Origin of the sequence: Pseudomonas sp. SWI44 (genome assembly GCF_002947915.1) — a bacterium.
Taxonomy (GTDB): domain Bacteria; phylum Pseudomonadota; class Gammaproteobacteria; order Pseudomonadales; family Pseudomonadaceae; genus Aquipseudomonas; species Aquipseudomonas taiwanensis.
In genome coordinates this window covers 523,280-540,879 of sequence record NZ_CP026674.1, presented here as the reverse complement: position 1 = coordinate 540,879, position 17,600 = coordinate 523,280, and the positions used below count along the sequence as shown (strand labels likewise).

The following is a 17,600-nucleotide window of genomic DNA, read 5'->3' as shown; positions in this document are numbered from 1 at the left end:
AGGTTGAATTAAGGACCGCTGGGTAATCTTAACCCCGTAGACAACTTGAACATCTCCAAGGAGAGAAACGATGAAAACCTTGACTGCCCTGTTCGCCGCCGCTGCCCTTGCCCTGGGCGCCAATGCCGCCTTCGCCAAGGACGTTCAGCCTGACGAAGTGGTCAAGCTGGTTAGCGAAAAGACCATCAAGTCGCTGGATGAACTCAAGGCAGCTGCCGTTGCCAAGCATCCAGGCGCTACCGTGACCGACTCCGAACTGGAAAACGAGTACGGCCGTTACATCTACAAGGTCGATCTGCGTGATGCGCAGAACGTCGAATGGGATGTCGACCTGGATGCCAAGACCGGTGAAGTGCTGAAGGACGAGCGGGACAACTGATGATCGCGTTACCGCGGCCGGCGCGTTACCTGGCGCTTTCGCTGCTGGCCGTCTGCTCCCTGGCCGTTGCCCGGGATCTGGATCAGGACGAAGCCCTGGAGCTGCGCCAGAAGGGCATCATCCTGCCGCTCGAGCGACTGCTCGAAACCGCCCTGGGGCGTCACCCCGGGGCGCGTTTGCTGGAGGCCGAACTGGAAGAAGAGGACGACCGCTACGAGTACGAGGTCGAGCTTTTGACCACCGAAGGCGTGGTGCGTGAAATCAAGCTCGATGCCACCTCCGGCGCCCTGCTCAAAGACGAGGAAGACGACTGAATGCGCCTGTTGCTTGTCGAGGACAACGTACCGCTGGCCGATGAACTGATCACCAGCCTGCAACGCCAAGGCTATGCCGTGGACTGGCTGGCCGATGGCCGTGACGCGGTGTACCAAGGCCAAAGCGAGCCTTACGACCTGATCATTCTCGACCTTGGCTTGCCAGGGTTGCCGGGCCTTGAAGTACTGGGCCAATGGCGTGCCGCTGGCCTGGTCACGCCTGTGCTGATTCTAACCGCCCGGGGTTCCTGGGCCGAGCGTATCGAGGGCCTGAAGGCTGGGGCCGACGATTACCTGAGCAAGCCGTTCCACCCTGAAGAATTACAGCTGCGCATCCAGGCCCTGTTGCGTCGTGCCCGTGGCCTGGCCAACCAGCCCACGCTCGAAGCGGCCGGCCTGCACCTGGACGAGAGCCAGCAGTGTGTGAAGCGCGATGGGGTGGATATCCCGCTGACCGCAGCGGAATTCCGCTTGTTGCGTTACTTCATGTTGCACCCGCGGCAGATCCTGTCCAAGAGCCACTTGGCCGAGCATCTGTACGACGGTGAAACCGAGCGCGATTCCAATGTGCTGGAAGTACACGTCAATCATCTGCGGCGCAAACTGGGTCGCAGTGTGATCGAGACCCGCCGTGGCCAAGGGTACCTGTACGCCGGGAGCGCCGAGTGAAGTCGATCCAGGCGCGCCTGAGTCTGGGCCTCGTAGCGGTACTGGTGGTGGTGGGCGTGGCGCTCGCTCAGTTGACGCTGTGGCTGTTCGAGGTGGGGCTGCAGCGCTACCTGGAGGCGGGCCTGCGCAAAGAAAGCGAGAACCTGCTGGTGGCGATGGTGCGCGGGCCGTCCGGCTTGCAGCTCGATGAACGACGTATTTCCGCTGCTTACCAACGGCCATTTTCCGGCTACTACTTTCGTATCGACTTCGACCAAGGCACCTGGCGCTCGCGCTCGCTGTGGGACCTGGACATGCCCAAGCCCGCTGCGCCGGGTCTGTCGGACAGCCATGCGCTAGGGCCAGAAGGCCAGCAACTGCTGGCGTTGCGTGCGGATTATCGGCGCCTTGGACAGGACGTCTCCATCAGCGTGGCCCAGGACTATTCCCCGGTGCGCGAGGGCTTTCGGCGAATGCAGCAGATCGGCCTGGGCATTGGGCTGGTGGCGCTGGTGCTGATCCTGGTGTTGCAGCGGGTCACGGTCACCCGGTCGCTGCGACCGCTGGAGCGGGCACGCCAACAGATCGCCCAGCTGCAACAGGGCCAACGTACGCAGCTGGATGCTGAAGTGCCCACCGAGCTGGCGCCGCTGGTCGACCAGATCAACCACTTGCTGAGCCACACCGAGGACAGCCTGCGCCGTTCGCGCAACGCCCTGGGCAATCTGGGGCATGCCTTGAAAACGCCGCTAGCGGTGTTACTCACCTTGGCGTCCAGCGAGCGCTTGAAGGATTTGCCCGAGGTGCAGGCGCAGATGCGCGAACAACTCGAGCAGATCCAGCAGCGTCTGGCCCGGGAGCTAAACCGGGCGCGCCTGGCCGGGGACGCACTACCGGGTGCGCAGTTCGATTGCGATGCCGAGCTGCCAGGGCTGCTCGGCACGCTGGCCATGATCCATGGCGAGGGTTTGTCGCTCGTGCATGAGGTGCCGCCTGGGCTGCTGTTGCCGTGGGACCGCGAGGACTTGCTGGAGCTGCTGGGCAATTTGCTGGACAACGCCTGCAAATGGGCCGACAGCGAAGTCCGACTGTCGATTGCGCCGACGCCTGAGGGGTATCGGATCTGCATCGACGACGATGGCCCTGGGATTCCCGAAGGGCAGCGCCAGCAGGTGTTGGAGCGGGGTTCGCGGTTGGATGAGCAGGTCGACGGGCATGGCCTGGGGCTGGGGATCGTGCGCGACATCATCGAAGCCTGGGGCGGGCAACTGGCCTTGCTGGAGAGCCCCCTGGGCGGGTTGCGGGTCCGCCTCGAACTACCACGCAAGACAGCGCTGATAACCGGCTGACGCGCCTGCAGGTATCAGCTTGCCGAGCGTGGGGCCGTATCAGCACTGCAAAAAAATTGCAGTACAGCCGCATTTTTTTGAATTGGTCCAACCCCTGGGCATCCCTGCACAATGAAACGCTGCAGTTTCCATCTCTCCATGGATGGCTTCCAGGGCCCAGGCCGCTGCGGCTGGGCTTCCTTTTCAACCCAAAAAACATGACCCCCATTACCTGAATGTCTGCCTCGTCTTCTGAAAGCCGTCTGAGCAGGCTGTTGCCTGCTCCCTTGAACATTCCTCCCCAAGAGTGGTTGCGCGCCGCCTTCGGTGCACTGCTTGGCCTGTTCCTCGCCGGTTGGTTGACCAGCCTGGCCTATGGCCCTGGGATTGCCTTGCACTTGCTTGGGCCCTTGGCCGCCTCGGCGGTACTGGTATTCGCCGTGCACTCCGGGCCCTTGGCCCAACCCTGGTCGGTGGTGGGCAGCTATGCCCTGGCGGGTGCCGTGGGTCTGGCCATGCGCCAGGGCTTGGGTAGCGAACTGTGGGTAGCGGCCGTCGCCCTGGGGCTGTCGTTGGTGTTGATGTGCTTGCTGCGTTGCCTGCACCCACCGGGTGGTGGCGTGGCGGTGAGCGCAGTGCTGGCCGACGCGGGATTGGCCGCCCTGGGGGATCATCTGCTTGAGCCGGTGCTGCTCGATGCCTTGATCCTGGTGACGGTGGCGGTGATCTACAACCGCATGACCGGTGTGCGCTACCCCAAGGGTGCAGCACCGCGCAATGAACCGCACCACACGCACGACCCGCTGCCCAGCCAGCGTGTCGGCGTCAGCAGCCAAGACCTGGACCAGGCACTGGACGAATTGGGCGAGTTCGTCGACGTCACCCGCGACGAACTGCAACGCATCATTCTCGCCACCGAGCAAAACGCCTTGCAGCGCAGTCTTGGTGGTATCACTGCCGCCTCGGTGATGTCCCGTGACGTGCAGTTCGCCACACCCGACACCACCCTGGAGCAGGCCTGGGCCATGTTGGCCAGTCACCACTTGAAAACCCTGCCCGTACTGGAGCGAGGCAAGCTGGTGGGCATCGTCAGCCTCAGTGACCTGGTCGGCCCGGCCATGCAGCGCGGGCGGTTCGGTTGGCAGGGACTGTTCGGTCGCAAAACCGTGCGTATGGCTCAGGTCATGAGCCGTCGTGTGGTCAGCGTGAGCGGGCAACACCCTCTTGAGCGCCTGCTGCCACTGCTGTGTGAGCAAGGCCTGCATTGCTTGCCAGTGCTCGAGGGGGAGCGTCTGGTGGGGGTGGTCACCCAGACCGATCTGATCGCCGGCCTCAAGCGCCAGATTCTCAACGGCTCAGATCAGCGGGTCCCAGCGTTGTGACCAATCGCTGGCGCCGGCAGCCACCAGCCGGCGCAGCAGCGCGAAGGACTGCTGCAGGGCTTCGCTGTCACGCTTGCGCGGGTACACCAGGAATGTCGGATAGGTGAACTCCGGTGCCTGAGGCACCCGCTCGAACACCCCGCTGTCCAGGTAGGCCTGGACCACGCGCGTCCGGAAGTAGCCGCTGCCACCCTGGTCGAGAATGAACTGCAGGGCCAGCGGCCCCAGGTTGAAACTCAGGGCTGGGCGCGCGCAGTCAGGCAGGGCGGCATCATGCTGGCGGCGGAAGGCTTCGCCCCAGTCGATGTAGATGTAAGGCTCTGGCCGATCGACGCGACGCACGCGGATCAGCTTCTCTTCCATCAATTGCTCCACTTGCAGCCCTGGGCCGTAGGTCGGCTGGTACACCAGGGCCGCGTCGAGCAGGCCCATTTCAACCTTGCGCAGCAACGACTCGCCGTCGCTGACCTCGCTGTGGATGGCATGGCTGGGCAGCTCACGGTGCAGGGCGCTGACCCAATCGAGCAGCATCGGGTTGCCCAGACTTACCTCGGCACCGATATGCAGCACCTGTTGGCAGCCTTCGGGTAGCGGCAGGTCGCGCCGCGCCGCCTCCCAGGTCTGCACCAGTTGGTTGGCGTAGCTGACGAAGGCTTCACCGTCGCTGGTCAGGCTGGCACCGGTTCGGCTACGCACGAACAGTTGGCAGCCCAGTTGTCGTTCCAGGCGCTGCACCCTCGCGGTTATGGCCGTCTGCGACACGAACAGGCGTTCGGCAGCGGCCACCAGACTGCCGCACCGCACGATTTCCAGAAATGTTCGGGCCTGATCGATATCCATGGGCTGCTCGGTGACTGAAGGGGCGGCCTATTCTAGAGGCTTTGCACTGTTATGGGGCGCAATTGCGTTGTCTGCAAATTTGCAGGTCGGTTGTGACTTTAGTCCCATGGCGGCCCCGGCGCGCGGGTCCATACTCAGTATCCGCCCTTCAATAACAACAAGTACCGGGTTTCCTTCGCCATGACTTACCAGCACAGCTACACCCACTCCATTTCCGACCCTGCTGCTTTTTGGTCCGAACAGGCCGAACGGCTGGCCTGGCACCGCAAGCCTTCCCTAACCCTGCAACAGAACCCTGATGGCACCCATCGCTGGTTCGCCGACGGTCGCCTGAACAGTTGCTACCTGGCCCTGGACCATCAGATCGAGCAGGGCCGGGGCGAGCAACTGGCGCTGATATACGATTCGCCGGTCACCGGCGTGAAGCAAAGCTTCACCTACAACCAGTTGCGCGATGAGGTGGCACGCCTGGCCGGACTGCTGCGTGAGCTGGGCGTGGGCAAGGGTGACGGCGTGATCATCTACATGCCCATGGTGCCGCAGGCGGCCATGGCCATGCTCGCCTGTGCGCGTATCGGCGCGGTGCACTCGGTGGTGTTCGGTGGCTTTGCCGCCAATGAACTGGCCTTGCGTATCGACGATGCCCGGCCAACGTTACTGCTCACGGCCTCGTGCGGATTGGAGTTCGATCGGGTGATCGAGTACAAGCCGCTGGTCGATCGTGCCTTGCAACTGGCCAGGCACCAGCCCAGGCAGGTGTTGGTGCTGCAACGTCCGCAAGCGCGTGCCGAGCTTCAGGCAAGGCGCGATCTTGACTGGAACCAGGCCCTTGTCGACGCCAAGCCGGTGCCCCCGGTGGAGCTGGAAGCCGGCGACCCGCTTTACATCATGTACACCTCCGGAACCACTGGAAAGCCCAAGGGCATCGTGCGCGAGAACGGTGGCAATGCGGTCGCCTTGTGCTACGCCATGCGCCATATCTATGGCATGCAGGCTGGCGATGTGTGGTGGGGCATCTCCGACGTGGGTTGGGTGGTGGGCCATTCGCTGATCGTCTACGGCCCGCTGATGAATGGCTGCACCACGGTGTTCTATGAAGGCAAGCCGATTCGCACGCCGGATGCTTCGGCCTACTGGCGCGTGGTCGAGGCGTACAAGGTCAACGCCTTGTTCTGTGCGCCGACGGCGATGCGTGCGATCCGCAAGGAGGATCCGGACGGAGAACTGATCCGTCGTCATGACCTGAGTTCGCTGCGCCACCTGTTCCTGGCGGGTGAGAAGCTCGACTCCAGTACCCACGAGTGGCTGGAACGGGTCAGCGGAAAACCAGTGCACGATCACTGGTGGCAGACCGAAACCGGCTGGCCGGTGACCGCCCCCTGCGTGGGCCTGGAAGGCAGCGCGGCGCGGCCTGGATCCAGCAACCGAGCGGTACCCGGCTACAACGTCCGCGTGCTGGATGACGAAGGGCGCCTGCTTGGGCCGAATCATCAGGGCTCGATCGTCATCGCATTGCCGCTGCCGCCGGGTTGCAGCCAGACGCTATGGGGTGATCACGAACGTTACCTGCAGGCTTACCTACGGACTTATCCGGGGTATTACCACACCGGTGATGGCGGCTATCTGGACGATGACGGCTTCGTCTACATCATGGGGCGCACCGATGATGTGATCAATGTCTCCGGGCATCGCCTGTCCACTGGCGAGATGGAGGACCTGGTGGCACGACATCCCGCAGTGGCCGAATGCGCGGTGATCGGCGTGCATGACGAGATCAAGGGCCAGGTGCCGTTGGCGCTGGTGGTGCTCAAGGACGGGGAGGGCATTGCCGAGTCGCAGCTGCTGGTCGAGCTGGTCGGCAGTGTGCGTGAAGAGATTGGCGCGCTGGCGTGCTTCAACCGGGTACGCCTGGTCAAGCGCTTGCCTAAGACGCGTTCAGGGAAAATCCTGCGGGCGGTGCTGCGCAAGATCGCCGATGGCCAGGACTATGTGCCGCCGTCGACCCTGGATGACCCAGCGGTGCTGGGGGAGATCGAAGCAGTGCTGGCCGACTTGCCACGGGCTGGTTAGATGCTATCGTGCCGCAGAGCCCTGGCTTCGGTGTCACGATGGCTGGGGCTCTGCGCAGCTCTTTCGCGACGCGGGGCCGCGTCCACATGGACCGGGTGCCGGGTCGGCCTTGGGTGACCGGTGCACTAGCAGCAGCTGGCTTGCACGCGGTAGGGTCAGCGAGCGCAACACAAGAAGCTAGTCGCGATCCGGTCCGACTTGATGCAACTGCCCCAGGCGGCTACGCGTGCGCATCAGGTCGGCGAGCGTGCCACCGAGGCTGTCGGCCAGTGGTCGCTGGCCGATGACCGTCAGTTGCTTGTCCTGGTCATACAGCACATCCACCAGGTTGGCGAAGCGTTGCTGCGCGGCCAATGAACACTCCGACAAATCATCCAGCCGGTCGATGATCCATTCATCGTACTGTTGCGTCAGCACCAGGTAGTCGATGACCGCTGTGGCGTGCTCGCACAAGTCCTCGAACGCGAACATCACTTGTCGGCCTGCTGTGGCTAACGCGCGCAGGGGGCGTTTGTTGACCTCCAGCATGATCGGTTGCAGCGCTGGCACGTTCAGCAGCCGGCGTTGTGCAGCATCGCCAGGCCATACAAAACTGCCGTAGGTGAAACGCTGGTGCTCGCGGTTGGCCGGCAGGCTACGAAAATCGGTATCGCCACTGACTTCCAGCACCTGCATTCGGCTGTTGATCAGGCGGATCACCGGCAGGAAACGTTCATGGTACAGCGGGTTGGGCAGCAGGCCCTCCGGCGCATAGTTGGAGGTTACCAGCAGGAAAATTTCGCGCTCGAACAAGGCGCTGAACAAGCGGGTGAGCAGCATGGCGTCGCCGATGTCGTGCACATGGAACTCGTCGAAGCACAGTACCCGGCAATCGCCCAGGAGCTCGTCCAGCGTCGCGCCCAGGGCGTCATCCAGGGCCCTGTGGCGATGCATGCCTTGGTGCAAGCGGGCGAAGAAATCGTGGAAATGCAGGCGCCGCTTGGCCTGCACCGGCACGGCCTGGAAGAAACCGTCGAGCAGCCAGCTTTTGCCACGGCCCACCGAACCATGCAGGTACAGGCTGCGAGGCTGGCCTTGCGCCAGTCGGGCCAGTTGCTCGGACATGCACTGGATGACCCTGCGTTGCCCCTCGCTGAGCTGGTAGCCACGGGTACTGGCCTTGTCTTCGAACCAGGCAAGCAACTCGCTGTCATTGGACATACCGGCGCGCAGGCGCTGGCCGAGCTGACGCAAAGGGGACGGAATCCAGGCGGGCAAGACGAAGCCTCCTTGGGCTATGGCAGGGCAGGGTGCAGTCTGCGGGAAGCCGTCTATTTTGACTAATAAAGAAACTTGGAGGCAATCATCGTTGCAGGCGATGTATCGGATTGAGCTGAGGGGGATCGCTGAGCGCTCAGGGTTGCGGTGCAGCCCCCATCAATTGCAAGCGAGGTGCCCAGATGAGCGATGACTTTCAGTTGTCCCGCTTCGTGGACGCGCAGGAGCAGGTGTTCCCGCGTGTGCTGAGCGAACTTGTGGCTGGACACAAGACCAGCCACTGGATGTGGTTCATCTTTCCGCAGCTCGATGGCCTCGGGCACAGCGCCATGGCCGAGCGCTACGCGATTTCCGGTTTGGCCGAAGCGCGGGCGTACCTGAACCATCCGCTGCTGGGCGCCCGCTTGCTGCAATGCATCGATGCGTTGCTGCCCCACACCGATAAGACAGCTCGCCAGATCCTTGGTCGGCCTGACGATCTGAAGCTTCGTTCCTGCCTCACGCTGTTCGCCCAGGTCGACCCGCATGACAGCGTGATCGACCAGGCGCTTTTGCAGTTTTATGCCGGGGAAGCCGATCCAGCTACCCTCGACTTGCTTGTGCGGTAGCTGGCGTTCGAATACCGAAAAACACTAACTCGCTGTTTTACTGCAATTTTTTTTGCACTAGGGGCTTCCCAGGTACGAATAATGTTGTTAAAGTGCCGCGCATTCCAAGACAACAACCCAGTTGTCACTCACTTGGAATTGTCAAAGTAACATCAAGTTAATGATCGTTACTTCCGATACAGGGGCGTCGCCAAGCGGTAAGGCAGCAGGTTTTGATCCTGCCATGCGTTGGTTCGAATCCAGCCGCCCCTGCCATTTTTCCCGTAGAACATTCAAAGCTCAGTGCGGAGTCGATCGGCGCTGGGTAAAGTCGTTTCTGCGCATCATGCCTATCCTGGCATGCCGAGCAATTCCTTCAATATCCGCGCCAATTCCTCGGCCTGCACCGGTTTCTGGATCACCAGGCTGCCCGGCAACTCCAGGCCTTGCAGTTCGGCATAGCCGGTCAGGAACACCACCGGCAGGCGCGGGAAGCGCTCACGCACGGCCACGGCCAGCTGGGCACCATTGAATTCAGGCATGGCGAAGTCAGTCAGCAGCAGGTCGATGCCTTCGTCCAGTTGTGCCAGTGCCTGCTCTCCGTTGTGCGCTTGGCGCACCTGATAGCCGTACTGGCGCAACACATCGCCGATCATGTCGCGTACCAGATGGTCATCATCCACCAGCAGCACGGTTCGGTCCCGGCCGCTCTCGCTGACCGATGGTGCGATGCTGGCCACGATCGGCCTTGCCTCGACTTCTTGCTTGACCGCCGGCAGGTAGACCGCGACCTGGGTGCCGCGCCCTGGCTCGGTGTCGATGCGCACGCCACCGCCGGATTGCTTGGCGAAACCGAACACCTGAGCCAGACCCAGACCAGAACCCTTGCCGATGTCCTTGGTGGTGAAGAAGGGTTCGAAGACCTTGGCCAGCACCTCTTCACTCATGCCGCAACCGGTGTCGCGGATACTCAGCATCACGTATTCGCCAGGCTCTGGGTCTTCCGGACGTTGGGGACGTGCCTTGATCCGGGTGTTGCGGGTCGAGAGCGTCAACTGGCCGCCGTCGGTCATGGCATCGCGGGCATTGATCGCCAGGTTGAGGATGATCATCTCGGTCTGGGTCGGGTCGGTCAGCGCCTGCCAGAGGTTGGTGTCCAGGTCCAGGCGCACCGCGACATTGCCGCCCAGGGTGCGGCGCAGCAGTTCCTCCAGCCCGGCCAGTGTCTGGTTGAGGTTCAATGGGACAGGTTCCAGACGTTGACGGCGAGAAAATGCCAGCAACTGCGAAGTCAGCTTGGCGCCACGCTCCCCGGCTTCACGGATGTGGGTCAGGCGAGAGCGGGCTTTATCCATGTCGGCCTTGGCCAGGTCGCGCTCGAGGAAGGAGGCGCCGGTGAGAATCACCGTCAGCAGGTTGTTGAAGTCATGGGCGACCCCGGCGGTGAGCTGGCCGACCGCCTCCAGCCGCTGCATCTGCTGCAGTGCGGCCTCGATGCGCTCACGCTCGGTGATCTGTTCGCGCAAGCGGGTGTTGGCTTCTGCCAGACCCAGCGCGGACTCACGTTCGCTGGTGATGTCACGGGCTACCACATACAGCAGGGTGTCTTCAGGCACCACCACCCAGGACAACCAGCGCTGCTGTCCGCCAGCATGCTGGATGCGGCTGACGAAGCGGGCACTGGTGCGACCATGGGCCAGGGCCGCCAGCTCGGTGAGCAGGGTTTCCTGGTCGGCCTCGGGAAGCAGATGCAACAGCGAAACCTGGCTCAGACGCTCGCGGGAAAACCCCAGGCTGGCCTCCCATGCTGGGTTCAGCGCGACGGGGGTGAGGTCCTTGTTGAGCACTGCCAACAGGTCCTGGGACAGCTCCCAGGCGCGGTCGCGCTCGCGAGTGCGGCGTTCCACCCGCTCGCCGAGCATCTCATTGAGTTGCTTGAGCGCCTGGGTGGCCATGCGCTGGGTGTGGATGTCCTGCAGCACACCAGAAAAGCGTACACACCGGCCATCGACCCATTGGCTCTGGCCGCTACTAAGCAACCAGCGGGGCTCCATGCCGTTGCGCAGGGCGATTCGGAATTCGACCCTGTAATGCCCGTCGCTGTCCGTGCAAAGGGCCTGGTTGACGGCGTCCCGGACCATTTGCAGGTCGTCGGGGTAGATGCCGGCGTAGAACACCTCAAGGTTCATCTCGGTGTCGGTGGGCAGACCGAACAGGGTCTTGCAACGGTCATCCCACAGCAGCACGTCTTCCTGGGGTCGATAATCCCAAGTGCCCATGCCTGCCGCGTTGATGGCGATGCGGGCCCGTGCCTCGACATCGGCCAGCGCTTCTTCGGCGCGACGCCGACGCTGGCGCTCCTGCACTTCGGTCATGGCCCGGCGAACCGCCTTGGGCAGCAGTGGCAGGTTCTTCTTCAGCACGTAGTCGGTGGCACCCAGGCGGATCATTTCCACCGCATGCTCTTCACCGTAGATGCCAGACAAGAAAATGAACGGCACATCCGGCGCCAGGCGCTGGGCGATGGCCAGCACTTCGGTGCCCGATGAGCCGGGTAGCACGCAATCGCAGAGAATCAGGTCGTAGTCGTTTTCGCGCAGGGCATGTTCAGCCTCGGTATGGTTGAAGACCAATTGCGATTGCACCTGTAGCCCACTGCGTTCAAGGCGCACCAAGGTCAGCTCGGCATCCATCGAGCTGTCTTCGACCATCAGCAGTTTCAGCGGAGTCGGCAGCATGGTTGCGCTCGCCTCAATTGTTGCCACGGCGGTTCAGTCTCAGTGATCCGGGAGGTGGCTCGTTGAGCACGGCCCAGAACACGCCAAGGTCGGAGATCGCGGCAACGAACTCCTTGAACTCCACCGGTTTTACCACGTAGGCGTTGACTCCGAGTTCGTAGGCACGCAACAGGTCGGGCTCTTCCCGCGAGGAGGTCAGCATCACCGTGGGAATGCTGCGCAGCTCCGCGGTGGCGCGAACTTCCTTGAGCACTTCCAGGCCGTCGACCTTCGGCAGCTTCAGGTCCAGCAACAAGACGGCCGGGTTGCCATCGTCGCGCCCGGCATAGGCATTACGGCGCAGCAGGTAGTCAAGGGCATCGGCGCCATCGCGCAGGACAATGACTTCGTTGGCCAACTGGCTGCGCTCGAGGGCCAGAAGTGTCAGCTCCAGGTCACGGGGGTTGTCTTCGACCAGCAGGATAGGCTTGAGCATGGTTTCAGGTGCCTCAATAAATCGAGGGGTCACGTGGAAGGGTGAAATGGAATGCAGCGCCGTGGTCGATCTGGCCTTCGGCCCACACCCGGCCATCGTGGCGCTCGATGATGCGTCGCACACTCGCCAGGCCGATGCCGGTACCTTCGAAGTCTTCCATGCGGTGCAGGCGCTGGAACACGCCGAACAGTTTGTTGGCATAGGCCATATCGAATCCTACGCCATTATCACGAATGCAGATCTCGATTTCTGTCGGGTGTTGCACAGCACTGATCTGGATTCGGGCCGGCGCTCGCCCGCGGGTATACTTGATGGCGTTGGCGATCAGGTTCTGCAAGGCCATGTTGATGAAGGCGGGGTCGGCGTGCACCTTTGGCAAATCGGCGATGTCCCAGACGATTTCCCGGTCTTTGTAGTCCGGCGCGAGATCGCTACGAATGGCGGTGATCAGGGCGTTGAGGTCAACGTCCGACAGGCGCAAGGCAGAGCGGCCCATCTGCGAGAAGTTCAGCAAGTTGTCCACCAGGCTGCCAGCGAACTGCGCTGCCTCGCCGATGTGCTGCAAGAACCGCCTGCCACGTGGGCTGAGGACTTCACCTTCGATTTCCCCAAGCAGTTCGCTGTACCCGGCAATGTGGCGCAGCGGCGCCCTCAGATCGTGGGACACACTATAGGAAAAGGCCTCCAGTTCCTTGTTGGAGCGACGCAGTTCGTTCGCCAGTTGTGCCAGCTCTTCAGCCTTGCGCAGGACGATGCCCAGCACCGCGGTGCGCAGCTCGACGACGCCTTCGATGAGCAGTGGGTCCCACGGTTCGCTGTAGCCACGCACCTCTTCCTGCCAGCGTTCGAAGCTGTGCCGCGGGTCGAGATTGCCCTGCGGGCCGATATGTTTTTCAGGGCGCCCGGCCCATTGCACGGTGCGAACCTGCTCGGTCCGGAACCACAGCAGGTAATGCGAATGGATCTGCGAAATCGCCACGGCCAGCACACCTGCGACGTGACGGGTGAGCTCGGGAAGTTCGTCGATGTCGCGGCCCACGTTGTCGCTATGGAATACCACTTCGTCATCCCGGGACAGCCAGTGCACCAGTGCAGTCACCTGCGCGACTGGTGGTGTCTGGCCGATGAGCTCGCAGCGTTCGGCGGAGATGACCGCAGCCCCGGTTGCACCGGCAAAGTCCAGCAGTACCTGCGGCAGTTGGTGCAGGCCCTCGCTGACACTGTCATGGTCGGCCATCGACGAAATCATCTGCACGATATGCTGGCGCAGGTCGAGCAGCATGCGGGTACGGGCATGGGATTCGCGTGACTCGATCTGCAGCGACAGCACGCTGGCCAGCAGTTCGCAGGCGGTGCGGGTGCGCAAATCCACGGGACGCGGCTGCGCATGGTGGCACGAAATCAGGCCCCACAGCTGATCATCGACCACGATCGACAGCGACATCGACGCCAGGGTGCCCATGTTGCGCATGTACTGCAGGTGCACCGGCGAAACGCTACGCAGGGTGGCGAAACTCATGTCCAACGTCTTGCCCGTGCGCGGGTTGGCGGCGGGAACCAGGTTTGCCGGCTGATAATGGGCGTCCTCGATCACCCGAATCCGGTTGACCCGGTACAACTCGCGGGCCTGGCGCGGAATGTCCGAGGCCGGGAAGCATAGGCCCAGGTAACTCGGATAACCGTCATCCGCCACTTCGGCCAGTACCTCGCCATTACCCTCGCCATCGAAGCGGTAGGCCTTGACCCGACCGAAGCCGGTGATGCGCTTGATCTGCTCCACCGACTGTTGCAGCAATGCCTGGAGGCTGCCGGCTTTGTGCAGGCTACCCACGAAACCCCGAACCAGCGGATAGTAGTCACCATGGGCTTCGAGGCCCTGCGGCGTGCGCAAAGGCTCGAACTCGGTAATCAGCACCTGGTCGTGACGATGGACCAACAAGCGCAGGACGTCGCCGTAGGGTGAACCAGGGCGCAGGCGCACATCGCCTATGTGAAACGGGAACACTTCCTGCGCAGGCAGCCGCGCAAGGTGCCCGCGCAGGTCGAAGGATCCGCTCATCAGGTCGGCGAACAGGCTGCCCAGCAGCTCCCTGGCCGGCACGCCCAACCAGCGTTCGGTATTGTCGCTGGCCTGAAGGACGCGCAGATCATGCTCGTCCAGCACCAGCAAAAACCCATGGGGCTGAATGCTGCCTGGGACCTGGATCGGCTCCTGGGCGCACCGCTCGAGGGCTTCGGCAAGCGCTTTGTCTAAAGTCATCGATGAAAACTCCTGTCCTTCTGCGCCCATGCATCGTGCATGCGTCTGATACAGGCTGTTGAATGGTGGTTAACGTAACAGAATGTAGGCCGCTTTACCGGCCCAATAGCTATTTGAGGCATGGGAAGCGTCGCGGGTTCGGTGTATGGGTAAATTTTCTTACTCATTTGGCACCACGTCGCGCGTCAGAGTTAATACAAAAGAGTGGCTCAAAGCCATCACGGGAACTGCATTCCGCTGCTACGCTGAAATCCAGCACATAAATACAAGGATAAAAGAGTGACGGAACGCCTTCTGGCCGCGCTGTTGGGCCTGCTGTTGAGCGGCAATGCCGTGGCGACTGACTTCCTTGTGGAAGTGCGGGTTCAGGTAGAGCGCGGTTGCATGCTGGTCAACCAGCAACGCGACGCCGGCGCGCAGGCCTTGGGACGAATCGATCTGGGGGCCGCCGCACGCCTGGACGGCCCAGGCACACCGTTGAGCGGCGTGCTGATCAGCCGGCGCCCCCCGCGCCTGGAATGCAATCCTGATACGCCGTATCAGGTGCGGGTCGATGGTGGCCAGCATGGCGGAGTCGGCGAGCTACGCTACCTGGCGAGCAACGACGGCAAGTCCCGTCCGATTCCTTATCGTCTATACCGGGATGCCGCTTGGCGCGAGCCGGTAGCGGCGGGTGTGCCGCACTCGGCACGGGTGCCTGACAGCGGCTCGGTGGCGCTTCCGCTCTACGCCCGTATCGACAGCCTGGCCTGGGTCCCGCGAGCGGGGCTTTACGCTGACATGCTCAAAGTCACAGTGACTTGGTAGGAAGCCCCATGACCAGGGACGCGACGCCATGAACCGAACCTCGATCTTGTTGCTTAGCCTTGGTCCACTGCTGTTGCCCAGTGGCATAGCCCATGGCACCACCACCGGGTTCATCCAGGCGCGCCTGGTCATCAGCACGGCCTGTCAGATCAGCAACGGTACCGATCAGCCCGCTACCCTGGCCAATCCGGGGGTGATGGATTTCGGCGCGCGCGGGCCGAGCTGGGACCAGCCGTTACGCGGGCGGGTGGACGAAGTGGGCGGTGAGGGCAGCCTGAGGATCAGCTGCACGCCTGAAGTCAGGGCATTCAACGTGCGAATCAATGGTGGCCTCAACGGTAGCGATGGTGTGCGTCGGCTCAGCAACGGCCGCGAAACCATCCCTTACCAACTGGCCTTGGACCCGGGTGGCAATAGCCACTACGGCATTGGCCAGGCACGCGCGTTCACCATCAGCAGCGCCCAGCAGATCCCGATTCCCATCTACGGCGTGGTGGTAGCGCAATCGCGCGCGCTGCCGGCCGGGCTGTATCGCGACACCCTGAGAGTGACTCTGGACTGGTAATCACGCAAGGAGACTCCGATGCGCACGACAATCACCCGTTGTATCCTCGCCGGCCTCGGATTGGCGCTGGCGTACCAGGCTCAGGCCGCCACGGTGACTGGCACCATCAGTGCGACGCTCACGCTGACTGCCGCGTGCCAGGTCAACGGCACTTCAGGCGACTCGGGGTTGAACTTCGGCTCCCTCAACTTCGGCAGCCAGGAAGCCCTGTTCACCAGCGCCAACGCGCAGGTGCTCGGTGGCGCCTCCGCGATGAGCATCCTCTGTTCGGCAGGCACCGTGCCGGTGATCAAGGTGCGCACGGGCACTCATGATGGCCAGTCCAGTGGTGGGACGCGAGCCTTGTCCGATGGCAATGGCAATTTCGTGCCTTACGACTTCTATACCGATGCCGGGCGCACCACGCTGCTGCCCATCGACGGCACCATAACCTTACCGACCAGCACAGGCGTGGCCCAGTCCGTCAACCTGTACGGTCAGGCACGGGGCAAGGCTGGCCTGCCGGCGGGGGTATATACCGACACCGTGGCGGTCGAGCTGTCGTTCTGAGTCATGCGTCCATGGACGAACATCTGCCTCGCGGGGGCGGGGGCGCTGCTGGCCGCGCCTTTGGATGCGGCGACCAGCAGCACATTCCAGGTTTCCGCACAAATCGTTGCTGGCTGCCTGGTGATCGGCGGCGCGACCAACTATGGCCTGCTGGATTTCGGTACCCAGTCGGCGTTGTCGACCAGCACCCTGAACACGTCCCTGGGCGGCACCACGGTGACGTTCCAGTGCACCCCGGGGGTGACCCTGAGCATGAGCCTGGACGGCGGCCAGAACTCCGCCAGTGGTACACGCAACCTCAAGCGCAGCGGTGGAAGCCAATTATTGGCGTATCAACTCTACAGCGATGCCGCCTACAGCCAGGTGCTGGGGATTGGGGCGAGCCTAAACGTCAGCTACGCCGACCCCACCGCGATCAAGTTACCGGTCTATGGCCGGACGCTGTTGAGCGGCACCTTGCCAGCCGGCATCTACACCGACGTGGTGCAGGTGACGGTGACCTGGTGATGCAGCCGGCAACCATGACAAGCAATCAAGGAGAGCAGTATGGCGTCAGGCGCGAAGTGTGCGCGAGGATTGATCGGGGGGTTGCTGCTGGTCTGTTTGCCGGCTGGGGCGGCCACCTCGGTGCTGATCTGGCCGATCGACCCGGTGCTGGAAGCGGGCCAGAAAGCCGGTGCGCTGTGGTTGGAAAACCGCGGGACGGCGCCGGCAAGCCTGCAGGTTCGAGTATTCGCCTGGCGCCAAGGCGATTACCAGGAGCAGTTCCAGGCCCAGCGCGACATCATCGGCAGCCCGCCCGTGGCCACCATCGCGCCGGGGCAGAAGCAACTCGTACGACTGACCCGCACCGGCAGTTCACCTGCCGGCCAGGAGCAGGCATACCGCATCATCATCGATGAAATCCCTTCGCCGCTGCCCACCGACAATGCCAGCCAAGGCACCACCGCGGCCATTCGCCTGCAGATGCGCTATTCGGTGCCGTTGTTCGTCTACGGCGAGGGTTTGTGGGGCAAGCCAGATCCCGAGGGCAAGCGCAGCGTCGACAGTGTCGGCAAGCCGCAACTGAGTTGGCGTGCGGTCACGATACAGGGCAAGCCCTATGTGGAGTTGCGCAACACTGGCCCTGTCCACGCACGCCTGACGGATGTGGTGGTACAGCAGGGCAGTCAGGCCAAGCCGCTGGCCGAAGGCTTGCTGGGCTATGTGTTGCCGGGTGCCAGCATGCGTTGGCCGGCACCACTGGCGCCGAACGCTGGCAGTGTGCTCAAAGGGCGGATCAATGGCCAGGAAGTGGCCGAGGCTATCCGTCAGGGCCAATGAATCTTCAGCTGATTGCTAGGCAGTGGCCAAGGGGGCCCCGGCAATGGTTGGAAACCGTGCGTGAAATGGCTGTCACTG

The 17,600-nt window shown here is 62.8% G+C and carries 17 protein-coding genes and 1 tRNA gene; 13 read left to right on the top strand and 5 right to left on the bottom strand.

The features are described from left to right. The first annotated feature begins 70 nt into the window (after window positions 1-70). The 5 genes from C4Q26_RS02645 to C4Q26_RS02625 all read left to right on the top strand — a co-directional run bounded on the left by C4Q26_RS02645 (window position 71) and on the right by C4Q26_RS02625 (window position 4,051). Window positions 71-379, top strand: a complete 309-nt coding sequence (locus tag C4Q26_RS02645) for a PepSY domain-containing protein (protein ID WP_023379696.1) — start codon at window positions 71-73, stop codon at window positions 377-379. Further along, window positions 379-693 (top strand): PepSY domain-containing protein, encoded by a 315-nt coding sequence (locus C4Q26_RS02640; protein ID WP_023379697.1) that lies wholly within the window; start codon window positions 379-381, stop codon window positions 691-693. Before C4Q26_RS02645 ends, C4Q26_RS02640 begins: the two co-directional genes overlap by 1 nt. Beyond that, window positions 694-1,362 (top strand): response regulator transcription factor, encoded by a 669-nt coding sequence (locus tag C4Q26_RS02635; protein ID WP_027907729.1) that lies wholly within the window; start codon window positions 694-696, stop codon window positions 1,360-1,362. Beyond that, window positions 1,359-2,690, top strand: a complete 1,332-nt coding sequence (locus C4Q26_RS02630; protein WP_104882688.1) for a sensor histidine kinase — start codon at window positions 1,359-1,361, stop codon at window positions 2,688-2,690. The genes C4Q26_RS02635 and C4Q26_RS02630 overlap by 4 nt, the downstream gene beginning before the upstream one ends. A gap of 215 nt (window positions 2,691-2,905) precedes the next feature. Beyond that, window positions 2,906-4,051: an HPP family protein gene (locus tag C4Q26_RS02625; RefSeq protein WP_104882687.1), complete on the top strand. Its 1,146-nt coding sequence runs from the start codon at window positions 2,906-2,908 to the stop codon at window positions 4,049-4,051. On the opposite strand, the gene C4Q26_RS02620 is transcribed toward C4Q26_RS02625, so the two are convergent. Continuing rightward, entirely contained in the window at window positions 4,025-4,891 is an 867-nt protein-coding gene (locus tag C4Q26_RS02620; RefSeq protein WP_027907730.1) for a LysR family transcriptional regulator, read from the bottom strand. The genes C4Q26_RS02625 and C4Q26_RS02620 overlap by 27 nt on opposite strands. A 180-nt stretch (window positions 4,892-5,071) precedes the next feature. On the opposite strand from C4Q26_RS02620, the gene C4Q26_RS02615 reads away from it, so the two are divergent. Beyond that, complete coding sequence (locus C4Q26_RS02615; RefSeq protein WP_104882686.1) at window positions 5,072-6,961, top strand: propionyl-CoA synthetase; 1,890 nt, start codon at window positions 5,072-5,074, stop codon at window positions 6,959-6,961. Between the two features lie 177 nt (window positions 6,962-7,138). On the opposite strand, the gene zapE is transcribed toward C4Q26_RS02615, so the two are convergent. Continuing rightward, window positions 7,139-8,218, bottom strand: a complete 1,080-nt coding sequence (gene zapE, locus C4Q26_RS02610; RefSeq protein ID WP_104882685.1) for a cell division protein ZapE — start codon at window positions 8,216-8,218, stop codon at window positions 7,139-7,141. Between the two features lie 182 nt (window positions 8,219-8,400). On the opposite strand from zapE, the gene C4Q26_RS02605 reads away from it, so the two are divergent. Together C4Q26_RS02605 and C4Q26_RS02600 are read left to right on the top strand one after the other, a co-directional pair. Beyond that, on the top strand, window positions 8,401-8,826 hold the full coding sequence (locus C4Q26_RS02605) for a DUF1810 domain-containing protein (protein ID WP_023379705.1): 426 nt from the start codon (window positions 8,401-8,403) through the stop codon (window positions 8,824-8,826). A 180-nt stretch (window positions 8,827-9,006) separates the two neighbouring features. Continuing rightward, window positions 9,007-9,081: transfer RNA gene (locus C4Q26_RS02600), tRNA-Gln, on the top strand. A gap of 74 nt (window positions 9,082-9,155) precedes the next feature. On the opposite strand, the gene C4Q26_RS02595 is transcribed toward C4Q26_RS02600, so the two are convergent. From C4Q26_RS02595 to C4Q26_RS02585, 3 genes are read right to left on the bottom strand one after another with little or no spacing between them, the layout of a single operon-like run. Then, complete coding sequence (locus C4Q26_RS02595) at window positions 9,156-11,543, bottom strand: hybrid sensor histidine kinase/response regulator (RefSeq protein WP_104881967.1); 2,388 nt, start codon at window positions 11,541-11,543, stop codon at window positions 9,156-9,158. A 13-nt stretch (window positions 11,544-11,556) separates the two neighbouring features. Further along, the gene (locus tag C4Q26_RS02590) at window positions 11,557-12,018 is read right to left on the bottom strand and encodes a response regulator (RefSeq protein WP_023379707.1); all 462 of its coding nucleotides are present in this window, start codon (window positions 12,016-12,018) and stop codon (window positions 11,557-11,559) included. 13 nt (window positions 12,019-12,031) lie between these two features. Beyond that, window positions 12,032-14,278, bottom strand: coding sequence for an ATP-binding protein (locus tag C4Q26_RS02585; RefSeq protein WP_023379708.1), 2,247 nt, complete (start codon window positions 14,276-14,278; stop codon window positions 12,032-12,034). Window positions 14,279-14,557: 279 nt separating this feature from the next. Here C4Q26_RS02585 and C4Q26_RS02580 point away from each other — a divergent pair, with 279 nt between their 5' ends. The 5 genes from C4Q26_RS02580 to C4Q26_RS02560 are packed head-to-tail and all read left to right on the top strand — an operon-like array spanning window position 14,558 to window position 17,522. Continuing rightward, entirely contained in the window at window positions 14,558-15,085 is a 528-nt protein-coding gene (locus C4Q26_RS02580; protein WP_027907733.1) for a spore coat U domain-containing protein, read from the top strand. A 28-nt stretch (window positions 15,086-15,113) separates the two neighbouring features. Further along, on the top strand, window positions 15,114-15,650 hold the full coding sequence (locus tag C4Q26_RS02575) for a spore coat U domain-containing protein (RefSeq protein ID WP_023379710.1): 537 nt from the start codon (window positions 15,114-15,116) through the stop codon (window positions 15,648-15,650). An 18-nt stretch (window positions 15,651-15,668) separates the two neighbouring features. After that, complete coding sequence (locus C4Q26_RS02570) at window positions 15,669-16,199, top strand: spore coat protein U domain-containing protein (protein WP_023379711.1); 531 nt, start codon at window positions 15,669-15,671, stop codon at window positions 16,197-16,199. A 3-nt stretch (window positions 16,200-16,202) separates the two neighbouring features. Next, window positions 16,203-16,706, top strand: a complete 504-nt coding sequence (locus C4Q26_RS02565) for a spore coat U domain-containing protein (protein WP_023379712.1) — start codon at window positions 16,203-16,205, stop codon at window positions 16,704-16,706. 39 nt (window positions 16,707-16,745) lie between these two features. Continuing rightward, window positions 16,746-17,522 carry a molecular chaperone gene (locus tag C4Q26_RS02560; RefSeq protein ID WP_023379713.1) on the top strand — a complete coding sequence of 259 codons (777 nt, stop codon included), beginning with the start codon at window positions 16,746-16,748 and terminating at the stop codon, window positions 17,520-17,522. Window positions 17,523-17,600 lie beyond the last annotated feature (78 nt).